The following is a 16,338-nucleotide window of genomic DNA, read 5'->3' on the forward strand; positions in this document are numbered from 1 at the left end:
CGACTGGCTGGACTGGTACAACTACCACCGACCCCACACCGGAATCAGCGGCCACACCCCAGCCAGCCGCGTCACCAACCTCTCCGGACAACACACCTAGGGCCTTTCCGGCATCGACGGGACGTCGCGCGCCCGCCGCACGTCAGGGGCGGGGCGCGGCGAGCGCCGGGGACGGCGAGAGCGCCTCGTCGGGCAGGGCGAGATGGTCGCGGAGGGCCGCGCGGCCCGCGTCGGTGACGGTGAGGATGCGGGTGGCGGGGGCCTTGACGATCCATTCGTGGTCCACGGCGTGCCGGTAGAGGGCGGCGCCGACCGCGCCGGAGAGGTGCCGGCGGCGCACCGTCCAGTCCAGGCAGGTGCGGATGTGGGCCCGGTGGGCGACGGAGGGGGCGGTGTCGGGGATGCCGAGGGCGGTCAGCCAGCGGGCGCCGGCGCCGGTCAGGACGAGGCCGTAGTCCCGTGTCAGCAGGCCGCGTTCGGTCATCGCGTCGGCGATCGCCACGCCCAGGGCGCCCGCGATGTGGTCGTAGCAGGTCCGGGCGTGGTGCAGAGCCCTGCGGTGGTTGGCCTCGGCGAGGGAGCGGATCGGGACCTGGCGGTAGGGGGCGAGGCCGGCGAGGTTCTCCAGGGTTTCCGCGGTGTCCGGTCCGGCGAGCCGTACGTAGCGCCGCCGGCCTTGCCGTTGCTCGGTCAACAGGCCGCCGGAGACCAGGAGGTTGAGGTGTTCGGTTGCGGTGGAGGGGGCGACGGCCGCGTATTCGGCCAGTTCGCTCGCGGTCCAGGTGCCGCCGTCCAGCAGGGCCATGCAGATGGCGACGCGGGTGCGGTCCGCGAGGAGTTGCGCCAGGGCCGCGATGTCGGGGGTTTCCGCGGCGCTTTCCTGGTCGGCATCCCATCGGTTCATGTGTAGATGACTCATGTGCAGAGAGTAATCGCTCATCACACTTCGGTGAGCACCGAATCGTCCGGCTTCTATCCTCGGGGGATGAACGGCGTGCGGGAGGAGAGCAGTTCCGCCGCGCCGGCGCTGCTGTCCACGGAGAACGACGACGGGACCTTCGCGCTGGTGGCGCTGCGGATCCGGTGGGAGCTCGGACCGGTGGTGTGCGTATCGCTGCCGGCTCGCGGGCGTACCGCGCGCAATCTCGCGGTTCGCCCGGATGTGGTCTTCAACCTGCCGCAGGCCGCGAGCGGGGCCGAGGAGGGAGCGTGCGCCGGCCCGCCTTCGCCGGACGCTCCCTGGACCGAGCCGTCGGAGCTGGTGCGGCCGCCCAGGCTGCTGAACTGCCCGGTGCAGCTGGAGGCGCGGCGGGTCGGTGAGCTGCGGGAGTGCGAGGGGGCCTGGACGCAGATGGAGGCCCAGGTACTGCGGGTGCACGCCGATCCCCGGTGGGTGCTGCCGCTGGGCGACCACCGTATCGATCTGTCGGCCTGGTGCCCGCCGGTGCACGATTTCCGCCCGTCGGGCGGTCCGCCGCAGCGTGCCGTGCCGGCGCCCGCGCGGCAGATGGCGCAGGAGCTGGGGCGGCGGTTCCCCGGCGGCTGAGGGTGTGCAGACGGCGCGCGGCGCCTGCCCTCCGGTCGGGGGAGGAGGCAGGCGCCGCGCAGTTGTTCCGTACGACGTTGTACGGGACATCCAGGGACGGTCGTTACACGGTCAGTGAACGGTCCGTCGGCTTGATGGGAGCCGGCAGGGCGCTGGCTCCGGTGAGGAAGCGGTCCACGCCCTTGGCCGCGGAGCGGCCCTCGGCGATGGCCCACACGATCAGCGACTGGCCGCGGCCCGCGTCGCCGGCGACGTACACGCCGGGGACGTTGGTGGCGAAGTCCGCGTCGCGGGCGACATTGCCGCGGGCGTCCAGCTCCAGGCCGAACTGCTCGACCAGGCCGTTCTCCTGGTCGGTGCCGGTGAAGCCCATCGCGAGGGTGACCAGCTGGGCCGGGATCTTCCGCTCGGTGCCGGGCTTCTGCTCCAGCTTGCCGTCCTTGAACTCCACCTCGATCAGGTGCAGGTACTGGACGTTGCCGTCCTCGTCGCCCTCGAAGTGGGTGGTGGAGACGGAATAGACCCGCTCGCCGCCCTCCTCGTGCGCGGAGGTGACCTTGTAGAGCATGGGGAAGGTCGGCCAGGGCTGGCCGGAGCTGCGCTCCTCGCCCGGCTTGGGCATGATCTCCAGCTGGGTGACGGAGGCCGCGCCCTGGCGGTGGGCGGTGCCGACGCAGTCCGCGCCGGTGTCGCCGCCGCCGATGACGACGACGTGCTTGCCCTCGGCGGTGATCGGGGCGACGGTCAGGTCGCCCTCCTGCACCTTGTTGGCCAGCGGCAGGTACTCCATCGCGAAGTGGATGCCGTTCAGCTCGCGACCGGGGACGGGGAGGTCGCGGGAGGTGGTGGCGCCGGCGGCGATGACGACGGCGTCGTAGCGCTTGCGCAGCTTCTTGGCGTCGATGTCGCGGCCGATCTCCACCTCCGTACGGAACTTGGTGCCCTCCGCGCGCATCTGCTCGATGCGGCGGTTGATGTGGCGCTTCTCCATCTTGAACTCGGGGATGCCGTAGCGGAGGAGCCCGCCGATACGGTCCGCGCGCTCGTAGACGGCGACGGTGTGGCCGGCCCGGGTCAGCTGCTGGGCGGCGGCCAGACCGGCGGGGCCGGAGCCGATGACGGCGACGGTCTTGCCGGAGAGGCGCTCGGGCGGCTGCGGGGTGACGTCGCCGTTGTCCCACGCCTTGTCGATGATGGAGACCTCGACGTTCTTGATGGTCACCGGCGGCTGGTTGATGCCCAGCACGCAGGCGGCCTCACAGGGGGCGGGGCAGAGGCGACCGGTGAACTCCGGGAAGTTGTTGGTCGCGTGCAGCCGCTCGCTGGCCTCGGTCCAGTCCTCGCGGTAGGCGTAGTCGTTCCACTCGGGGATGAGGTTTCCGAGCGGGCAGCCGTTGTGGCAGAACGGGATGCCGCAGTCCATGCAGCGCGACGCCTGCTTGCTGATGATCGGCAGCAGGGAGCCGGGCTGGTAGACCTCGTTCCAGTCCTTGACGCGCTCCTCGACGGGGCGGGTCTTGGCGATTTCGCGCTCGTGGGTCAGGAAGCCCTTGGGGTCAGCCATTGGTCGCCGCCTCCATCATCTTCTCGTGGGTCTCGGACTCGGAGAGTCCGGCTCGCTCGGCGGCGTCCTTGGCGGCGAGCACTGCCTGGAAAGTGGCCGGGACGACCTTGCTGAAGCGGGCGACGCCTCGCTGGGGGGTGTCCCACTCGGCGAGGAGCTTGGCGGCGACGGTGGAGCCGGTCTCCTCCTGGTGGCGGCGCACGACGTCGTGCAGCCACTGCTTGTCGGTGTCGTCCAGCGTGGTGACCGCGGCGGTCAGTTCGCGGTTGACGTTGTCCGGGTCGAGGTCGATGACGTAGGCGATGCCGCCGGACATGCCCGCCGCGAAGTTGCGGCCGGTCTCGCCCAGGACGACGGCGTGGCCGCCGGTCATGTACTCGCAGCCGTGGTCGCCGACGCCTTCGGAGACCACCGTGGCACCGGAGTTACGGACGCAGAAGCGTTCGCCGACCCGGCCGCGCAGGAACAGTTCGCCGCCGGTGGCGCCGTAGGCGAGGGTGTTGCCCGCGATGGTCGAGTACTCGGCGAGGTGGTCGGCACCGCGGTCGGGGCGGACGACGACCCGGCCGCCGGAGAGGCCCTTGCCGACGTAGTCGTTGGCGTCGCCCTCCAGGCGCAGCGTGACGCCGCGCGGCAGGAACGCGCCGAAGGACTGGCCGGCCGAGCCGGTGAAGGTGATGTCGATGGTGTCGTCGGGCAGGCCCGCGCCACCGAACTTCTTGGTCACCTGGTGGCCGAGCATGGTGCCGACGGTCCGGTTGATGTTCCGGATCGCGACCTGGGCCCGTACGGGCTGCGCGGCCTCGGCGGTGTCCGCGGCCAGCGCGTCCGCGGCGAGCTCGATCAGCTCGTTGTCCAGCGCCTTCTCCAGGCCGTGGTCCTGGACGGTGACCTGGTGGCGGACCGCGCCCTCGGACAGCTCGGGGACGTACAGCAGCGGGGCCAGGTCCAGGCCCTGCGCCTTCCAGTGGGTCACGGCCTTGGCCGTGTCCAGCAGCTCGGCGTGGCCGACGGCCTCTTCGAGCGTACGGAAGCCCAGCTCGGCGAGGAGTTCGCGGACCTCTTCGGCGATGAACTGGAAGAAGTTGACGATGTACTCGGCCTTGCCGCTGAAGCGCTCGCGCAGCGTGGGGTTCTGGGTGGCGATGCCGACCGGGCAGGTGTCCAGGTGGCAGACGCGCATCATGACGCAGCCGGAGACGACCAGAGGTGCGGTCGCGAAGCCGTACTCCTCGGCGCCCAGCAGGGCGGCGATGACGACGTCGCGGCCGGTCTTGAGCTGGCCGTCGGTCTGCACGACGATGCGGTCGCGCAGGCCGTTGAGCAGCAGCGTCTGCTGGGTTTCGGCGAGGCCGAGCTCCCAGGGACCGCCCGCGTGCTTGAGGGAGGTCAGCGGGGAGGCACCCGTACCGCCGTCGTGGCCGGAGATCAGGACCACGTCCGCGTGCGCCTTGGAGACACCCGCGGCGACCGTGCCGACGCCGACCTCGGAGACCAGCTTCACGTGGATGCGGGCGACCGGGTTGGCGTTCTTGAGGTCGTGGATCAGCTGAGCCAGGTCCTCGATGGAGTAGATGTCGTGGTGCGGCGGCGGGGAGATGAGCCCCACGCCCGGCGTGGAGTGCCGGGTCTTGGCCACCCACGGGTAGACCTTGTGGCCGGGCAGCTGGCCGCCCTCACCGGGCTTGGCGCCCTGGGCCATCTTGATCTGGATGTCGTCGGAGTTGACCAGGTACTCGGACGTCACACCGAAGCGGCCGGAGGCGACCTGCTTGATGGACGAGCGGCGCGCCGGGTCGTAGAGGCGCTCGGGGTCCTCGCCGCCCTCACCGGTGTTGGACTTGCCGCCCAGCTGGTTCATGGCGATGGCGAGGGTCTCGTGCGCCTCCTTGGAGATGGAGCCGTACGACATGGCGCCGGTGGAGAAGCGCTTGACGATCTCCGACGCGGGCTCGACCTCGTCGAGGGAGATCGGCTCGCGGTCGCTCTTGAAGCCGAACAGGCCGCGCAGCGTCATCAGCCGCTCGGACTGCTCGTTCACCCGCTCGGTGTACTGCTTGAAGATGTCGTAGCGGCGCGAGCGGGTGGAGTGCTGGAGCCGGAAGACGGTGTCCGGGTCGAAGAGGTGCGGCTCGCCCTCGCGGCGCCACTGGTACTCGCCGCCGATCTCCAGCGCGCGGTGCGTGGCGGCGATGCCGGAGGCGGGGTAGGCCTTGGCGTGCCTGGCCGCGACCTCCTTGGCGATGACGTCCAGGCCGGCGCCGCCGATCTTGGTGGCGGTGCCCTGGAAGTACTTGGCGACGAATTCCTCGTCCAGGCCGACGGCCTCGAAGACCTGCGCGCCGCGGTAGGAGGCGACGGTGGAGATGCCCATCTTGGACATGACCTTCAGGACGCCCTTGCCGAGCGCCTTGATCAGGTTCTTGATGGCGGCCTCGGCCTCGATGCCCGGCAGGAAGGTGCCCGCGCGGACGAGGTCCTCGACGGACTCCATGGCCAGGTAGGGGTTGACGGCCGCGGCACCGAAGCCGATGAGCAGCGCGACGTGGTGCACCTCGCGCACATCGCCGGCCTCGACGAGCAGACCGACCTGGGTGCGCTCCTTGGTGGCGATGAGGTGGTGGTGGACCGCGGCGGTCAGCAGCAGCGACGGGATCGGCGCGTGCTCGGCGTCGGAGTGCCGGTCGGAGAGGACGATGAGCCGGGCGCCGTCGTCGATGGCGGCGTCCGCCTCGGCGCAGATCTCCTCGATCCGGGCGGCCAGCGACTCGCCGCCGCCGGAGACGCGGTAGAGGCCGGAGAGGGTGACGGCCTTCATGCCGGGCATGTCGCCGTCGGCGTTGATGTGGACGAGCTTGGCCAGCTCGTCGTTGTCGATCACCGGGAAGGGCAGGGTCACGCTGCGACAGGAGGCCGAGGTGGGCTCCAGGAGGTTGCCCTGGGGGCCGAGGGAGGAGATCAGCGAGGTGACGAGCTCCTCGCGGATGGCGTCCAGCGGCGGGTTGGTGACCTGCGCGAACAGCTGGGTGAAGTAGTCGAAGAGCAGCCGGGGGCGCTCGGAGAGCGCGGCGATCGGCGAGTCGGTGCCCATCGAGCCGATGGGCTCGGCGCCGGCCTTGGCCATCGGGGCGAGGATGACGCGCAGCTCTTCCTCGGTGTAGCCGAAGGTCTGCTGGCGGCGGGTGACCGAGGCGTGCGTGTGCACGATGTGCTCGCGCTCGGGCAGGTCGGCGAGGTCGATCAGCCCGGAGTCGAGCCACTCCTGGTAGGGCTGCTCGGCGGCGAGCTGCGCCTTGATCTCGTCGTCCTCGATGATGCGGTGCTCGGCGGTGTCGACGAGGAACATCCGGCCGGGCTGGAGGCGGCCCTTGCGGACGACCTTGGCCGGGTCGATGTCGAGTACGCCGACCTCGGAGGAGAGGACCACCAGGCCGTCGTCGGTGACCCAGTAGCGGCCGGGGCGCAGACCGTTGCGGTCCAGGACCGCGCCGACCTGGGTGCCGTCGGTGAAGGTGACGCAGGCCGGGCCGTCCCAGGGCTCCATCATCGTGGAGTGGTACTGGTAGAAGGAGCGCCGGGCCGGGTCCATGGAGGTGGAGTTCTCCCACGCCTCCGGGACCATCATCAGCACCGAGTGCGGCAGCGAGCGGCCGCCGAGGTGGAGCAGCTCCAGGACCTCGTCGAAGGACGCGGAGTCGGAGGCGTCCGGGGTGCAGACGGGGAAGAGGCGCTCGAGGTTCTCGTCCCCGAAGAGCTTGCTGCCGAGCTGGGACTCGCGGGCGCGCATCCAGTTGCGGTTGCCCTTGACCGTGTTGATCTCACCGTTGTGCGCGACGAAGCGGTACGGGTGGGCCAGCGGCCAGCTCGGGAAGGTGTTGGTGGAGAACCGCGAGTGGACCAGCGCGATGGCGGTGGCGAAGCGGCGGTCGGAGAGGTCCGGGAAGAAGGGCTCGAGCTGGCCGGTGGTCAGCATGCCCTTGTAGACGATCGTCCGCGAGGAGAGCGAGGGGAAGTAGACCCCCGCCTCGCGCTCGGCGCGCTTGCGCAGCGCGAACGCCTTGCGGTCCAGCGCCAGGCCGGTGTTCCTACCGTCGGCGACGAAGATCTGGGAGAAGGCCGGCATGGTGGCGCGGGCGCCGTTGCCGAGCAGCTGCGGGGCGACGGGGACGATCCGCCAGCCGATGACGTCCAGGCCCTCTTCGCCGGCGATCGTCTCGATGCGCGAGACGGCGTCGGCCGCTTCCTGGGCGGTGGACGGCAGGAAGGCGATGCCGACGGCGTAGGCGCCGGCCTCGGGGAGCTCGAAGGTGACCTCTTCGCGCAGGAACGCGTCCGGTACCTGGAGCAGGATGCCGGCGCCGTCGCCGGAGTCGGGCTCGGAGCCCGTGGCACCGCGGTGCTCCAGGTTCGTCAGGACGGTGAGCGCCTGCTCGACCAACGCGTGGCTGGCCTCGCCGGTGAGGGTGGCCACAAAGCCGACGCCGCAGGCGTCGTGCTCGTTGCGCGGGTCGTACATCCCCTGCTGGGCGGGGCGCCCGTCCATGGGCGACCAGGCGGCGCTGGCGCCGCCGGTGGTCGCGGAGTGCGTGGACGCGGAACGCATCGGCTCTCCCAACGTCGTCGTGGCATAGGCATTGCCGAGGGACGACGTTGGCCCTCCGCGAAATTTTCGTGCAGGTTACAGGATGGCCCGCTTCTCGAAAAGCGGATAGTGCCTTCCAACATACGGACACCGCGCATTGCGGTGGATCAAGGACACGGGCGGACACTCCGCCATCCCGTAAGGCGGCGTTCGGCGAGCGACATTGCCCGCGACGCCTGGGCCTTATGCCCGGCCGTCAACAAACCGAAACCGCTGGGTAACGCGTTAATTATGCAAAGCCCTGCGCGGCTCGTCACCCTACGACGGTTCCGAACACCGATCCCAGGATGTACGTCACACCAGCGGCGGCGCCACCCAGGGCCAGTTGGCGCAATCCGCTGAACCACCACGAGCGCGCCGTCACGCGCGCCACGACCGCGCCGCAGGCGAAGAGCCCGAGCAGCGCGAGCAGCACCGCGGGCCACAATGCCGAAGCGCCCAGAAGATAAGGAAGGACAGGCAAAAGCGCACCCAAAGCAAATGATCCGAAGGAGGAAATGGCGGCCACTGCGGGAGAAGGAAGGTCGGACGGGTCTATTCCCAATTCTTCGCGAGCGTGAATTTCCAGCGCCTGCTCGGGGTCCCGGGAGAGCTGCTCGGCCACCTTCCGGGCGAGTTCCGGCTCGACGCCCCGGGACTCGTACAGCGCCGCCAGCTCCTCCAGCTCGTCCGCGGGGTGCTTGCGCAGCTCGGCCCGCTCGATGTCCAGCTCGGCCTGCACCAGCTCACGCTGCGAGGCGACCGAGGTGTACTCACCGGCGGCCATCGAGAAGGCGCCGGCGGCCAGCCCCGCGAGGCCGGTGATGACGATCGTCTGCTGGGAGAGGGCGCCGCCGGCGACGCCGGTCATCAGGGCGAGGTTCGAGACCAGGCCGTCCATCGCGCCGAACACGGCGGGGCGCAGCCAGCCGCCGTTGACATCGCGGTGGGTGTGGTTGTCGCGGTGCGCAACATGCGTCGGCGCCGCGCTGTCCATGATCTCCAGGACTGACATATAGGGACCTCTCCCTTCCACGAGGTGTGGGCCGATGGCGGCGCTTCCCCCTGCAACACCTCGAAGTTATGCACTCATCACCCTCCGCCGCTAGCAAGGAAGGCCGAACTTACCGCGCTGACCTGCGGCTTTACCGAAAACAAGATGATGATGCACCGTCAGAAAGTGCCGTCGACCGGGTGACCTCGCCGCCCGGGGCAAGAGAGGCGGGCCCTCGCGTGGGACGGATACACCCCGAGCCGCACGACGAAAGGGCACGCCATGAGCGCACCGGACCCCCCGCCCTCGACGGCCGGCGTCGCCGAGCGAGGGGCGGCGCGCTGGGGGTCCCTCCGGACGGAGCCCGGGGGAGCCTCCGTCCGGGGCGGCGGCCGGGTGACGGGCGGAGGGGCGGCGCGAAGCGGCTCCACGGGGAGCGGCGGCCGGGTGACGGGCGGGACGGACCGGGCGCGCGGGGCGATGCTGGGGCTCGCGGTCGGCGATGCGCTCGGCGCGCCCGCGGAGAACATGAAGCCCTCGCAGATCCGCCGCCGCTGGGGCCGTATCGAGGGCTATGTCGAGGACGACCCGGCCGGCACCGACGACACCGAGTACGCGATCTTTTCCGGGCTGCTGCTGGCCGCCCACGGCTCGACGCTGACCGTCGCCCATGTCGAGGCGGCCTGGCACCAGTGGATCGCCGACCGCGACGAGGGGCCGTTCCGCGGCGCGGGCTTCAGCGAGCGCGGGACGCTGGAGAACCTGCGCCGCGGCCTGGCGGCCCCGATCTCGGCGCAGCACCGGCACGCCTGGAGCGACGGGCTGGCGATGCGCGCCGCGCCGTTCGGGGTGTTCGCCGCCGGGCGGCCCGCCGAGGCCGCCCGGCTGGTGGCCATCGACGGCACGGTCAGCCACGACGGCGAGGGCATCTACGGCGGTCAGGCGGTGGCCGCCGGCGTCGCGACCGCCATGGTCGCCCGGTCCACCGACGCGGTGATCGCCGCGGCGCTCTCCGTCGTCCCCGAGGACTCCTGGACCGCCCGCTCGCTGCGCCGCGCGGTCGGCGCCGCCCAGCGCTCGCGGCACGACCCCGGCATCACCCAGCTGGGCACCGAGCGCGCGGTGCGCTCCGCGGTCGTCGTCGGCGGCTACCCCTGGACCGATCTGGCCCCCGAGGCCGTCGGACTGGCCTTCGGGGCGTTCGCCGCCGCCCGCGGGGACTTCACCGGGTCGGTCCTGACCGCGGTCAACATGGGCCGCGACGCCGACACCACCGCGGCGGTGGCGGGCGCCCTGGCGGGGGCGCTGGCCGGCGCCGCCGCGATCCCCGAGTCCTGGACCGCCGCCATCGGCCCGGCCCGCGGCAGCTGTCTGCCCTCGATGGCGGGCTACCACGTGCTGGACATCGCGGATCTGCTGGCCCCCGCCGACGCCGGGGCGGCCGCCGGATGAACGACCCCGACCCCCGCAGCCGTATCGAGGGCCTGCTCCTCGGGCTGGCCTCCGGGGACGCCGCCGGCTGGCCCGCGGCCCGGCACCGGGCGGCCCGGATGCCCGAGTGGACCCGGCGCCTGACCCGCGAGCTGGACACCTTCGCCGAACAGAACGCCACCACCACCCTGCCGGTGCCGATCGCGCTGAACCAGCCGCCCGAACCGCTGCGGCTGGGCCCGTCCGACGACGCCGAGTGGGCCGCCTTCACCGCCGAGTCGGTGCTGACGGCGGCCGGTGCGCTCCTCAGCGACCTGGGCCGGGACCGCCGGATGCGGGCCGCCCTCGACCTGGCCTGGAACGCGCTGGCCGGCGAGGTCGCCGCGGCCGCCGACCGGGCACCCGAGGTGGAGTCGGCGGTGCTGCCGCTGCGCGCCCGGATCTCGGTGCGGGCCGGGCTCGGCAATCTCGCCGCCGGGCTGCGGCCGCCCGCCACCGGCCACGACAACCCGCACTACTTCGACGACGCGGCCTGCGTACGGGCCACCGTCCTCGCGGTCGTCTACCCCGGTGAGCCGGCCGCGGCCGCCGGGCTGGCCGAGTACGACGCGCGCTACACCCAGGACGGCGACGGGGTGTACGGCGCCCGGGCGATGGCCGCGGCCCTCGCGGCGGCGCTCGGCGGCGCGCCGGTGGACGCCTGCGTGGACGCGGCGCTCGGCCAGCTCCCCGAGGGCACCGAGATCCGCCGCAACGCACTGCACGCGGTCGGTCTGGCGCGGGCCGCGGCCGCCGACCGGCCCGTCCGCCCCGGCGGCGCGTTCGCCCTGGTCCCCGTCCTGGAGCACGAGATCGTCGATCACGTCTACAGCTACGGCATCGCCGCGGCCGAGACCGTCCCCGTCGCGCTCGCGCTCGCCCTCGCGGGCGGCGGCCGGGTCGCCGAGGCGGTCCCGGCCGCGGCCTGCCTCTCCCGCGTCGCGGACTCCGCGCCCGCCCTGGCCGGTGCGCTGACCGGCGCGCTCGGCGGCGCCCACGGAGTGCCCCGCCCCTGGCGCGACGCCTGCCGGGTGCTCTCCGGCTGTGCCCTGCCCCGGCTGGCCGGCACCGATCTCGTCGAGCTGGCGGGCCTGCTCGCCGGAACCGAGCTGACCGACCATCACCACGCCGTTCACGAAGCCCTGGTCGCCGCGCCGGCCTCACCCACCCCACCGGCCCCACCGGCTCCCCTCGCGCTGGTCACCCCGCTGACCACATCGCACGGCCCCGCCGTCTCCACCGCGGAAGGACGCACCTCCACATGACGCACACGATGCAGACCGCCCCGGAACCGGCCGCGGCCCCGGCCACCGGCGGCGACGCCGCCCCGCTGGAGCACCGGGCGGCCGGCTGCCTGGTCGGTGCCGCCGTCGGCGACGCCCTCGGCGGGCCGGTCGAAGGCTGGACGCCGGATCAGATCGCGGCGCGGCACGGCGGCCGGGTCACCGGCATCGTCGGCCCGTTCCACGAGGACTGGCGCACCGCCCGCCCGATCGCCCCCTACCACAAGGGCGACGGACACGTCACCGACGACACCCTGATGACCCATGCGCTGGTGCGGGTCTACGAAAAGGTCCGCGACCACCTCGACGCCTTCGACATCGCCGACCATCTCGTACCGGACCTGATCGGCACCCCGCGCTGGATCCCCGAGCTGGAGGACGAGGCGCTGCCGCTGCAGCGCATCTTCCTCGCCGAGAAGTGGATCGTGGCGCGGCTGCACTACGGGCACATCGACCCGCGCGAGGCGGGCGTCGGCAACATCGTCAACTGCGGGGCGGCGATGTACATGGCGCCGGTCGGCATCGTCAACGCCGGTCATCCCGACCGTGCCTACGCCGAGGCGCTGGACATCGCCGGCGCCCACCAGTCCTCCTACGGGAGGGAGGCGGCGGGCGTCTTCGCCGCCGCCGTGGCCGCCGCCTTCGCCCCGGGCGCCACCGTGGCCTCCGTCATCGGCCATGCGCTGCGGCTCGCCAAGGACGGCACCCGCGCCGCGATCGAGGCGGTGTGCGAGGCCGCCACGCTCTACACCGGCTACGAGTCCGCGCTGGTGCCGCTGCGTGCGGCCGTCGCCCCCTTCGACACCGTCGGCCCCGACTACCGCAACCCGTCACTGGGCGCCCGCCGCCCCTCCCGGCTGCACGCCATCGAGGAACTCCCCATCGCCCTGGGCATGCTGCTCGCCTGCGAGGGCGACTTCCGCCGCACGGTCCTGGGCTCGGTCAACTACGGCCGCGACTGCGACTCCATCGCCACGATGAGCGGCGCGATCGCCGGGGCGCTGCACGGCGCCGCCGCCGTACCGGCCGAATGGGCCACGGAGGTGGCCCGCGCCAGCCGGCTCGATCTGCACGCCCCAGCGGCGGCGCTGGCCACCGTCACCCGCGAGATCTTCGCCCGCGACCGGGCCCGCCGCCGCGCCCACGAGCGGACCTTCGCGGCGCTCACGGAGGGCTGACCATGGGCACGGCGGTGGCCGCACCCCCGCTCCGGGTGACCTGGGTGCAGCCCGAGGACCTGGTCGGGCACGAGCTGCGGCAGGCGGCCGAGGACGGGCGGGACACCGGGGCGATCGAGCGGCGGTGGCGGGCGGCCGGCGGCGCGCCCGCGCCGGACCGCGCCGGCGCCTCCGCCGCGCCCGCGGACCCCGCACTGCGCCCGCTCGCCGAGGCGCTGCTGGACGAACTCGCTTTGCTGCCGTGCCCGTTGGACGGGGAGGAGCCGACGGAGCTGACGCCGATCCGGGCGTCATGTACGCAATGGCCCGCACACGACTTGAGATTGACGGACCGTCAGGATTCGCTCACTTCCCGCCTGGAAGCCGCCTGGCTGGGCCGGGCGACCGGCTGTCTGCTCGGCAAGCCCGTCGAGAAGCTGCCCCTCGAGGGCATCCGCGCGCTCGCCCGCGGCACCGGGAACTGGCCGCTGACCTCGTACTTCACCCAGACCGGGCTCGATCCGGCGGTGGCCGCGCGCTACCCGTGGAACCGCCGCAGCCGGGCCACCTCGCTCGCCGAGAACATCAACGGAATGCCCGAGGACGACGACCTCAACTACCCGCTCCTCGGGCTGCTGCTGCTCGAACGCCACGGCCACGGCTTCACCACCGCCGATGTGGCACGGCTGTGGCTGGAGGAACTGCCGGCCGGCCGTACCTTCACCGCCGAGCGCATCGCGTACCGCAATCTCCTGGACGGCATCGAGCCGCCGGCCACCGCCCGGTACCGCAATCCGTTCCGGGAGTGGATCGGCGCCGGGATCCGCGCGGATGTCTACGGCTGGACCCACCCGGGCGATCCGGCGGGCGCGGCCGCCGAGGCCTGGCGGGACGCCACGCTCAGCCATACCGCGAACGGGGTGTACGGGGCGATGTTCGTCGCGGCGGCCGTGGCGCAGGCGGCGGGCGGACGCGCGGACGTCCACGGCGCGCTGCGGGCCGGGCTCGCCGTGATCCCCGGCCGGTCCCGGCTCGCGGCGGCCGTCCGCTTCGGGATCGCGGCGGCGCGGGACGAACCCACCGGCCTGCCGGGCGGTTTCGCGGTCGTCGCCGACCGGCTGCACCGCAGATACGGCCACCACCACTGGGTGCACGCCGTGCCGAACGCGGCCCTGCTGGCCGCCGCGCTCACCCACGCGGAGGGGGACTTCACCGGCGCCATCTGCCGTGCGGTGTCCGGCGGCTGGGACACCGACTCCAACGGCGCGACCGCCGGATCGCTGGCCGGACTGCTCGCCGGCAGCCCCGCCGCGCTCCCCGAGCGCTGGACCGCGCCGCTGCGCAACCGGCTCGCCACCAGCGTCGGCGGCCTGGACGGCATCGGCTTCGACGCCCTCGCCCGGCGCACCGCCGCACTGACCGCGCCGTACGCGCCCGATGCTCCGGACGCGCCGCTCGCGTAGCTCCGCCACCCCGACCGACCGGAGGCCCGCACCATGACCGACCCGTCCCTCACCGCCCTGTACGAGCAGGCGGCCCCGCCCCCCGCCCCGTCGGGCCCCCTCGCCGGCCTGCGCGTCCTCGACCTCGCCACGCTCTTCGCCGGGCCGCTCGCCGCCACCATGCTCGGGGACTTCGGCGCCGAAGTGATCAAGGTCGAGCATCCCCGGCGGCCCGACCCCGCGCGCGGTCACGGGCCCGCCAAGGACGGCGTGGGCCTGTGGTGGAAGCTGCTCGGCCGCAACAAGAAGACGATGACCCTCGATCTGTCGCGGCCCGGCGGCCGGGACGTACTGCTGCGGCTCGCCGCCGACGCGGACGTCATCATCGAGAACTTCCGCCCCGGCACCCTGGAGAAGTGGGGCCTGGGCTGGCCCGAACTCTCCGCCGCCAACCCGCGCCTGGTCCTCGCCCGGGTCACCGGCTTCGGGCAGTTCGGCCCGTACGCCCGGCGCCCCGGATTCGGCACCCTGGCCGAGGCGATGAGCGGTTTCGCCGCGCTCACCGGGGAGCCGGACGGGCCGCCTACCCTGGCGCCGTTCGGCCTCGCCGACTCCGTCGCCGCCCTCACCACCTCGTACGCCATCATGGCCGCGCTGCGCGCCCGGGACTCCCCCACTCTCGGCTCCGCTCGAGCGGGGGGACCCCCATCCGGCCGGGGCCAGGTCATCGACATGGCGATCATCGAGCCGATGCTGACCGTGGTCGGCCCGCACCCCGTCTGGTACGACCAGCTCGGCTACGTCCAGCCGCGCACCGGCAACCGTTCCACCAACAACGCGCCCCGCAACACCTACCGCACCGCCGACGGCTACTGGGTGGCGGTCTCCACCTCGGCGCAGTCCATCGCGGAGCGCGTCATGCGGCTGGTCGGCCGGCCGGAGCTGATCGACGAGCCCTGGTTCGCGACCGGCGAGGGCCGCGCCCGGCACGCCGAGGAGCTGGACGCGGCGGTCGGCGGCTGGATCGCCCGGCACGACAGGGACGAGGTCCTCGCCGCCTTCGAACGGGCCGAGGCGGCCATCGCCCCGGTCCATGACATCCGCGATGTGCTGGCCGACCCGCAGTACCGGGCACTGGAATCGGTCACCGAGGTCCCGGACGACGAGCTGGGCACCGTACGGATGCAAAACGTCCTCTTCCGGCTCTCCGAGACCCCCGGCGCCATCCACTGGGCGGGCCGTCCGCACGGCGCGGACACCGACGAGGTACTGACCGGCCTCGGCCTGACCGGCCCCGAGATCGCCGGGCTGCGGGAGGCGGGCGCGCTGTGACCCCTCCGGAGCCCTCGGTCTCCCCTCCCCTGACCTGGCTGTACGTGCCCGGTGACCGGCCGGAGGTGGTGACCAAGGCGCTCGGCTGCGGCGCGGATGTGATCGTCATCGACCTGGAGGACGCGGTCGCCGGGGACCGCAAGGAATACGCGCTGCGCGCCACCGCCGAGCTCCTGGCCGACCCGCCGGCCTCCGCCGCGCCCCTTCACGTCCGCGTCAACGCCCTGGACGGCCCGCTCGCCGAGACCGAGATCCGCACCCTGGCCGGGCTGCCGGGGCTGGCCGGGCTGCGGCTGCCCAAGGTGCAGGGCCCGGCCGAGGTCCGCCGCGCCGCGGCCTGGGCGGCCGACAGCGGCCGGCCGGCCCGGCCCGCCCTGTATGCCCTGCTCGAATCCGCCCTCGGCATCGAGCACGCCTACGCCATCGCCACCGCGCACCCCACGCTGCACGGGCTCGCCCTCGGCGAGGCGGATCTGCGCGCGGAACTGGGAGTACGGGACGAGGCGGGGCTGGCCTGGCCGCGCAGCCGGGCGGTGGTCGCGGCGCTGGCGGCCGGTCTGGCGCCGCCGCCGCAGTCGGTCCATCCGGACGTACGCGACGCGGAGGGCCTGGCCGTCTCCTGCGCGCACGGCCGGAACCTCGGCTTCTGGGGCCGGGCGGCGATCCATCCGCGCCAGCTGCCGGTCATCGAGGCGGCCTATCTTCCGTCGGCGGAGGAGATCGAGGCGGCGCGGGAGGTGGTCGGGGCCGCCGCCACGGAGGCGGGGGCGCTGGCCCTGCCGGACGGCCGGTTCGTGGACGCGGCGGTGGTGGCGGGTGCGCGGCGGGTGTTGGCCCTCGCGGGCGCCCATCGGCGTGGATAAGCGGGGCAGGAGCCGTTGACGGTTGCGGTCAGCGGGGACGCGACATGCGCCGACGCCGACCGGCGG

At 73.1% G+C, this 16,338-nt stretch carries 11 protein-coding genes and 1 pseudogene; 8 read left to right on the plus strand and 4 right to left on the minus strand.

What is annotated here, in order from left to right; genetic code table 11:
* Positions 1–100: pseudogene (locus ACIRPT_RS35650) on the plus strand (IS481 family transposase); the annotation flags it as partial.
* A 42-nt stretch (positions 101–142) separates the two neighbouring features.
* Here ACIRPT_RS35650 and ACIRPT_RS35655 read toward each other — a convergent pair.
* Entirely contained in the window at positions 143–904 is a 762-nt protein-coding gene (locus ACIRPT_RS35655; protein ID WP_403835261.1) for an ArsR/SmtB family transcription factor, read from the minus strand.
* Positions 905–985: 81 nt separating this feature from the next.
* Between ACIRPT_RS35655 and ACIRPT_RS35660 the strand changes: the two genes are divergently transcribed.
* The gene (locus tag ACIRPT_RS35660) at positions 986–1,546 is read left to right on the plus strand and encodes a hypothetical protein (protein WP_403835048.1); all 561 of its coding nucleotides are present in this window, start codon (positions 986–988) and stop codon (positions 1,544–1,546) included.
* 103 nt (positions 1,547–1,649) lie between these two features.
* Here ACIRPT_RS35660 and ACIRPT_RS35665 read toward each other — a convergent pair whose 3' ends face one another.
* The 3 genes from ACIRPT_RS35665 to ACIRPT_RS35675 all read right to left on the minus strand — a co-directional run bounded on the left by ACIRPT_RS35665 (position 1,650) and on the right by ACIRPT_RS35675 (position 8,746).
* On the minus strand, positions 1,650–3,110 hold the full coding sequence (locus ACIRPT_RS35665) for a glutamate synthase subunit beta (protein ID WP_403835051.1): 1,461 nt from the start codon (positions 3,108–3,110) through the stop codon (positions 1,650–1,652).
* The gene (gene gltB / locus ACIRPT_RS35670; RefSeq protein WP_403835054.1) at positions 3,103–7,713 is read right to left on the minus strand and encodes a glutamate synthase large subunit; all 4,611 of its coding nucleotides are present in this window, start codon (positions 7,711–7,713) and stop codon (positions 3,103–3,105) included. Before gltB ends, ACIRPT_RS35665 begins: the two co-directional genes overlap by 8 nt.
* A 292-nt stretch (positions 7,714–8,005) precedes the next feature.
* Complete coding sequence (locus tag ACIRPT_RS35675) at positions 8,006–8,746, minus strand: VIT1/CCC1 transporter family protein (protein WP_403835057.1); 741 nt, start codon at positions 8,744–8,746, stop codon at positions 8,006–8,008.
* A gap of 459 nt (positions 8,747–9,205) precedes the next feature.
* Here ACIRPT_RS35675 and ACIRPT_RS35680 point away from each other — a divergent pair, with 459 nt between their 5' ends.
* The 6 genes from ACIRPT_RS35680 to ACIRPT_RS35705 are packed head-to-tail and all read left to right on the plus strand — an operon-like array spanning position 9,206 to position 16,272.
* Positions 9,206–10,177, plus strand: coding sequence for an ADP-ribosylglycohydrolase family protein (locus ACIRPT_RS35680; protein WP_403835263.1), 972 nt, complete (start codon positions 9,206–9,208; stop codon positions 10,175–10,177).
* On the plus strand, positions 10,174–11,460 hold the full coding sequence (locus tag ACIRPT_RS35685) for an ADP-ribosylglycohydrolase family protein (protein WP_403835059.1): 1,287 nt from the start codon (positions 10,174–10,176) through the stop codon (positions 11,458–11,460). The genes ACIRPT_RS35680 and ACIRPT_RS35685 overlap by 4 nt, the downstream gene beginning before the upstream one ends.
* A complete protein-coding gene (locus ACIRPT_RS35690; protein ID WP_403835061.1) occupies positions 11,457–12,656 on the plus strand; it encodes an ADP-ribosylglycohydrolase family protein in 1,200 nt (399 codons plus the stop codon). The genes ACIRPT_RS35685 and ACIRPT_RS35690 overlap by 4 nt, the downstream gene beginning before the upstream one ends.
* Positions 12,657–12,658: 2 nt before the next feature.
* On the plus strand, positions 12,659–14,098 hold the full coding sequence (locus ACIRPT_RS35695) for an ADP-ribosylglycohydrolase family protein (RefSeq protein WP_403835063.1): 1,440 nt from the start codon (positions 12,659–12,661) through the stop codon (positions 14,096–14,098).
* Positions 14,099–14,131: 33 nt separating this feature from the next.
* Entirely contained in the window at positions 14,132–15,409 is a 1,278-nt protein-coding gene (locus ACIRPT_RS35700) for a CaiB/BaiF CoA transferase family protein (RefSeq protein WP_403835065.1), read from the plus strand.
* On the plus strand, positions 15,406–16,272 hold the full coding sequence (locus tag ACIRPT_RS35705; RefSeq protein WP_403835067.1) for an HpcH/HpaI aldolase/citrate lyase family protein: 867 nt from the start codon (positions 15,406–15,408) through the stop codon (positions 16,270–16,272). The genes ACIRPT_RS35700 and ACIRPT_RS35705 overlap by 4 nt, the downstream gene beginning before the upstream one ends.
* Positions 16,273–16,338 lie beyond the last annotated feature (66 nt).

The organism is Streptomyces sp. NPDC101227, from assembly GCF_044767545.1.
In the GTDB taxonomy this organism is placed as follows: Bacteria; Actinomycetota; Actinomycetes; order Streptomycetales; family Streptomycetaceae; genus Streptomyces.